Below are 4,058 nucleotides of genomic sequence, written 5' to 3'. Positions count from 1 at the left end.
ACCCTGCTCGCCCCAGAAGCGCATCAGGCGGCCGACGGCGGCGCTGGTCCAGGCGCTGCCGTCCTGGGCCGGCGCGAAATGGTCGCCGAGCAGTTGCTGCACGCGGTTCAGGCCGGCGGCGAAGGCCGCGAAGTCGTCGCCCGCGGCGCCGGGCAGCACGCGCATGAGCAGCTGGTGGCAGATGTCGGCGGCCGCGGCCTGCGGCAGCGGTGGCAGCATGGCGATGGCGGCGCGCTCCTGTTCGCCCGACAAGCCCGTCGCGCGCGGGTCGAGCACGATGATCACCCGCCAGGCCTCGGGCAGTTCGACGCGCGAGAGCAGCTTTGCCGGCCCGCCATCGCGCCCCGGGCCACCATCGAGCAGCAGGCCGCCGCTGTCGAAGCCGGCGATGCCGATGCCCGAGCGCAGGCCGCGGCCCAGCCACTGGGCGAGCATCGGCGTGTCGACTTCCAGGCCGTGAACGCAGGCAAAGGCACGGCCGATGGCCAGCGCCAGCTGCGTGCCCGAGCCGAAGCCGGCATGGGCCGGCAGCACGCGGCGCAGGCGCAGTGCGAGCGGCTCGTCGCGGCCGGTGCGCTCGCGCAGCACGCGCAGGTGTTCGGCCGCCCGGGCCAGCTCGGTCTCGGCCTCCGGCGTGTCGGCGCGCAGCGCATCACGCCCGGCCGGCGCCAGCTCCAGCTCGGTCTCGAAGCCGTCGATGACCAGGCCGATGCTGCCGAAGCGCCGCCCCAGCGAGCCGGACGGGTCGAGGAAGCCGAGGTGCAGCCGGCCGGGCGCGCGCACGTTCACGCCGGCGCGGGCTTCGGCGCGCGGGGCGGGCGGGGTCGGGGAGGCCATGGCGGGCGGCAGCGGGGCATCGATCGGCCGGAGCATACGGCCTCAGGTAGCAAGCCCCGTTCCGCCGCGCCAGGCCGCGCCGTGCCGTGCTCCGCACGCGGCGCTGTTCCGAATGGGGGACAGTCTGTTGCGCGGGGGCCGCCGCGCCGCACGACCCGTCAGTCGTACTTCAGGTACTTGAAGCGCGGATCGTCCGGCGTGCCCTGCAGCGGCCCGCCCTCTTCCTTGCCCGGCTGCCACATCAGCACGTCCTCGATCTTCTTCGCCAGCGCGAAGTCCTTCTCGGTGATGCCCTTGGCCTCGTGGTTCTGCAGCTTCACGGTCACGAAGGCGTAGGAGACCGTCAGGTCGGGGTGGTGCCAGGCGGCTTCCGCCAGGTGCCCCACAGTGTTCACCACCATCAGCGTCGACTTCCAGCCGCTGGTCTTGTACTTGCGGCGGATGAAGCCGTCCTCGTAGTACCAGGCGGGCAGTTCGTCCTTCAGCCGCGCCTCGATCTCCTCGAGCGTGAAGACCTCGTTGCCGCCCTTGCGTCGCCATTGCACCATGTGCGTCTCCTCGTGTTGATGCAGGCCGCAACGATAGTCAGAGCGGCTTCACCGCGGCGATCGCGTGGCCTTCGCAGCAGCCGAAGCCGATGCGCCGCGCGCCGGGCCGCTCGCAGTGGGCGCGCAGCTCGATGCTGTCGCCATCCTGCAGGAAGGTGCGCGTCTCGCCGCTGGCGAGCGTGATCGGCTGCCTGCCGCCCTGCGTCAGCTCCAGCAGCGAGCCACCCTGCCCCTCGCCCGGGCCGGACTGCGTGCCCGAGCCCAGCAGGTCGCCGGCGCCGAGGTTGCAGCCGCCCACGGTGTGGTGGGCGATGAGCTGCGCGATCGTCCAGTACGAATCGCGGAAGTTCGACTGCATCAGCCGCTGGTGCGGCAGCCCGGCCTCGCGCATGCGCGCGGTCTGCAGGCCGACCTCCAGCACGATGTCGAAGGCGCCGGCCGCTCGGTTGCCCGGCGAATCGAGGTAGGGCAAGGGTTGCGGGTCACCCGCCAGCCGCTCGAAGGCCACGCGGAACGGCGCCAGCGCCTCGGGCGTGACGACCCAGGGCGAGATCGTGGTGGCGAAGTTCTTCGACAGGAATGGCCCGAGCGGCTGGTACTCCCAGGCCTGCACGTCGCGCGCCGACCAGTCGTTGAGCAGCACGGTGCCGAACCAGTGGTCTTCGGCCTGCGTGACGGGCACCGGCTCGCCCTGCGCATTGCCGCTGCCGATCAGAAAGCCGAGTTCCAGCTCGTGGTCGAGCCGCTGCGTGGGCGCCAGATGCGGGGCCGCATCGTCCGGCCCCTTGAGCTGCCCGAGCGGCCGCCGCACCGGCGTGCCGCTGACCACGATCGACGAGGCCCGGCCGTGGTAGCCGATCGGCACCCACCGGTAGTTGGGCAGCAGCGGATTGTCGGGGCGGAACAGCTTGCCGACCGCGGTGGCATGGTGGATGCCGGTGTAGAAGTCGGTGTAGTCGCCGATGCGGCAGGGCAGCGCGAACTCGGCGGCCGATTGCGGCACCAGGCAGGCCTCGAGGGCGGCGCGGCGATCGCTGCCCTCGCGCAGCGCGACCGACAGCACCGCCCGCAGGCCACGGCGTGCACCGGGGCCGAGCGCCATGAACGCGGCCAGGTCACCGGCGGCCAGCGGCACGAGCCAGGCCGAGGCCACGCGGCCCCACGAGCACTGCTCGCGCGCCAGACACAGGTCCAGCACCTGGTCGCCGATGGCCACGCCGATGCGCCAGGCCTCGCTGCTGCCGGCACGGCGGAAGCGCGCGAACGGCAGGTTCTGGATCGGGAAGTCCGTCGCCGGATCGTTGGCCGATTCGACCCAGCTGCGCAGCGCGGGGTCGTGGGTGTCGTCGAGCCCGCTCACGGCGCCGACCCGATGCCGGCGCGCGCCGCCTGCAGCGCTTCGCGCAGCACGTCGAGATCACCGACGTGGTTGGCCAGCAGCAGCACGAGGCGCGCGTTGACGAGGCGGCTGTCGTCGTCGGACAGGCCGCGGTGCGTCTCGATCAGCATCTCGTAGAAGTCGTCGCCGGGCGAGTAGGCGCGCAGCGGTGCCTGGCCGGCGCGGCCGAAGTGGGGTTGGGTGATCAGGTGGTCCATGGCAGGCCGCTCGTTCAGGCGTTGCAGGTGGCGCGCGCGACGGCGGCACGCACGACCGCGGCGTCGAGGCTGCGCCAGCGCGCGCAGACGTGCTGGTCGGGGCGCAGCAGGTAGGCGGTGCCGGGCTTCGCATCGAGCCGCTGCGCGGCCAGGCCCTTCGCGTCGACGAGCACGCGGCAGCCGGCTGGCGCCGGCCCGTCCTCGCGCACGACCACGCGCGTGTGCACCGGGATCGGCGAATCGGCCAGCGCGCGCAGCAGCGCGGCATCGACGTCGCCCGGCCGGTCGGCGAACAGCAGCAGCACGAAGGCGTTGCCGGTGTGATCGAGCAGCCACCCGTCGTGGCCGTCGCACTGCACCGGCGCATCAGCCAGCGGCGCGCCGGGGTGCATCACGCCCTCGAAGGCGTCGGCATCGGGCGTGTTCAGCGCCGACTCCGTGAGGTGCGAAGGCACCGACAGCCGTCCCGAGTTGACCAGCCCGCGCGCGAAGCCATGCTCGCGCGCCAGCGTCAGCACGGCGTTGCGGAAGTCCTTCGACACCTGGCTCTTGGGCGTGATGAAATCGGTCGAGCGCGTCGAGTTCATCAGGTTCTCGTCGGCAGCGGCGACACGCTCGTCGCTGTAGCTGTCGAGCAGGGCCTCGGGCGCGAGCCCGCGCATCACCAGCAGCAGCTTCCAGCCCAGGTTATCGGTGTCCTGGATCCCGGAGTTGGCGCCGCGCGCGCCGAAGGGCGAGACCTGGTGCGCCGCGTCGCCGACGAACAGCACCCGGCCATGGCGGAAGCGCTGCATGCGCCGGCACTGGAAGGTATAGACGCTGACCCACTCGAGATCGAACTCGCGCTCCGGGCCCAACATGGCGCGGATGCGCGGGATCACCTTCTCCGGCTTCTTCTCCTCTTCCGGGTCGGCGTCCCAGCCGAGCTGGAAGTCGATGCGCCAGACGTTGTCGGCCTCGCGGTGCAGCAGCACGCTCTGCCCCGGGTGGAACGGCGGGTCGAACCAGAACCAGCGTTCGGCTGGGAAGTCGGCCTTCATCACCACGTCGGCGATCAGGAAGCGGTCCTGGAAGACC

General features: G+C 72.2%; 5 protein-coding genes. All 5 read right to left on the bottom strand.

Annotated features, from left to right (window positions below; all coding sequences use genetic code 11):
- Positions 1-837, bottom strand: an 837-nt coding sequence (locus AB7U92_RS23145; protein WP_428582541.1) for a beta-ribofuranosylaminobenzene 5'-phosphate synthase family protein, incomplete at its 3' end; no start/stop codon positions are given.
- Positions 838-995: 158 nt separating this feature from the next.
- Positions 996-1,385, bottom strand: a complete 390-nt coding sequence (locus AB7U92_RS23140; RefSeq protein WP_428582539.1) for a 4a-hydroxytetrahydrobiopterin dehydratase — start codon at positions 1,383-1,385, stop codon at positions 996-998.
- Positions 1,386-1,422: 37 nt separating this feature from the next.
- Positions 1,423-2,745: a fumarylacetoacetase gene (gene fahA / locus AB7U92_RS23135; protein ID WP_428582537.1), complete on the bottom strand. Its 1,323-nt coding sequence runs from the start codon at positions 2,743-2,745 to the stop codon at positions 1,423-1,425.
- Complete coding sequence (locus AB7U92_RS23130) at positions 2,742-2,981, bottom strand: DUF2783 domain-containing protein (RefSeq protein ID WP_428582535.1); 240 nt, start codon at positions 2,979-2,981, stop codon at positions 2,742-2,744. Before AB7U92_RS23130 ends, fahA begins: the two co-directional genes overlap by 4 nt.
- Positions 2,982-2,995: 14 nt before the next feature.
- Positions 2,996-4,058 (bottom strand): FAD-dependent monooxygenase (locus AB7U92_RS23125; protein WP_428582533.1); only part of this gene is annotated, 1,063 nt, incomplete at its 5' end.

Source organism: Piscinibacter sp., assembly GCF_050175855.1.
Lineage (GTDB): Bacteria > Pseudomonadota > Gammaproteobacteria > Burkholderiales > Burkholderiaceae_C > Piscinibacter.
The sequence above is the reverse complement of the archived record's forward strand: the minus strand, read 5'-3'. Positions and strand labels throughout refer to the sequence as shown.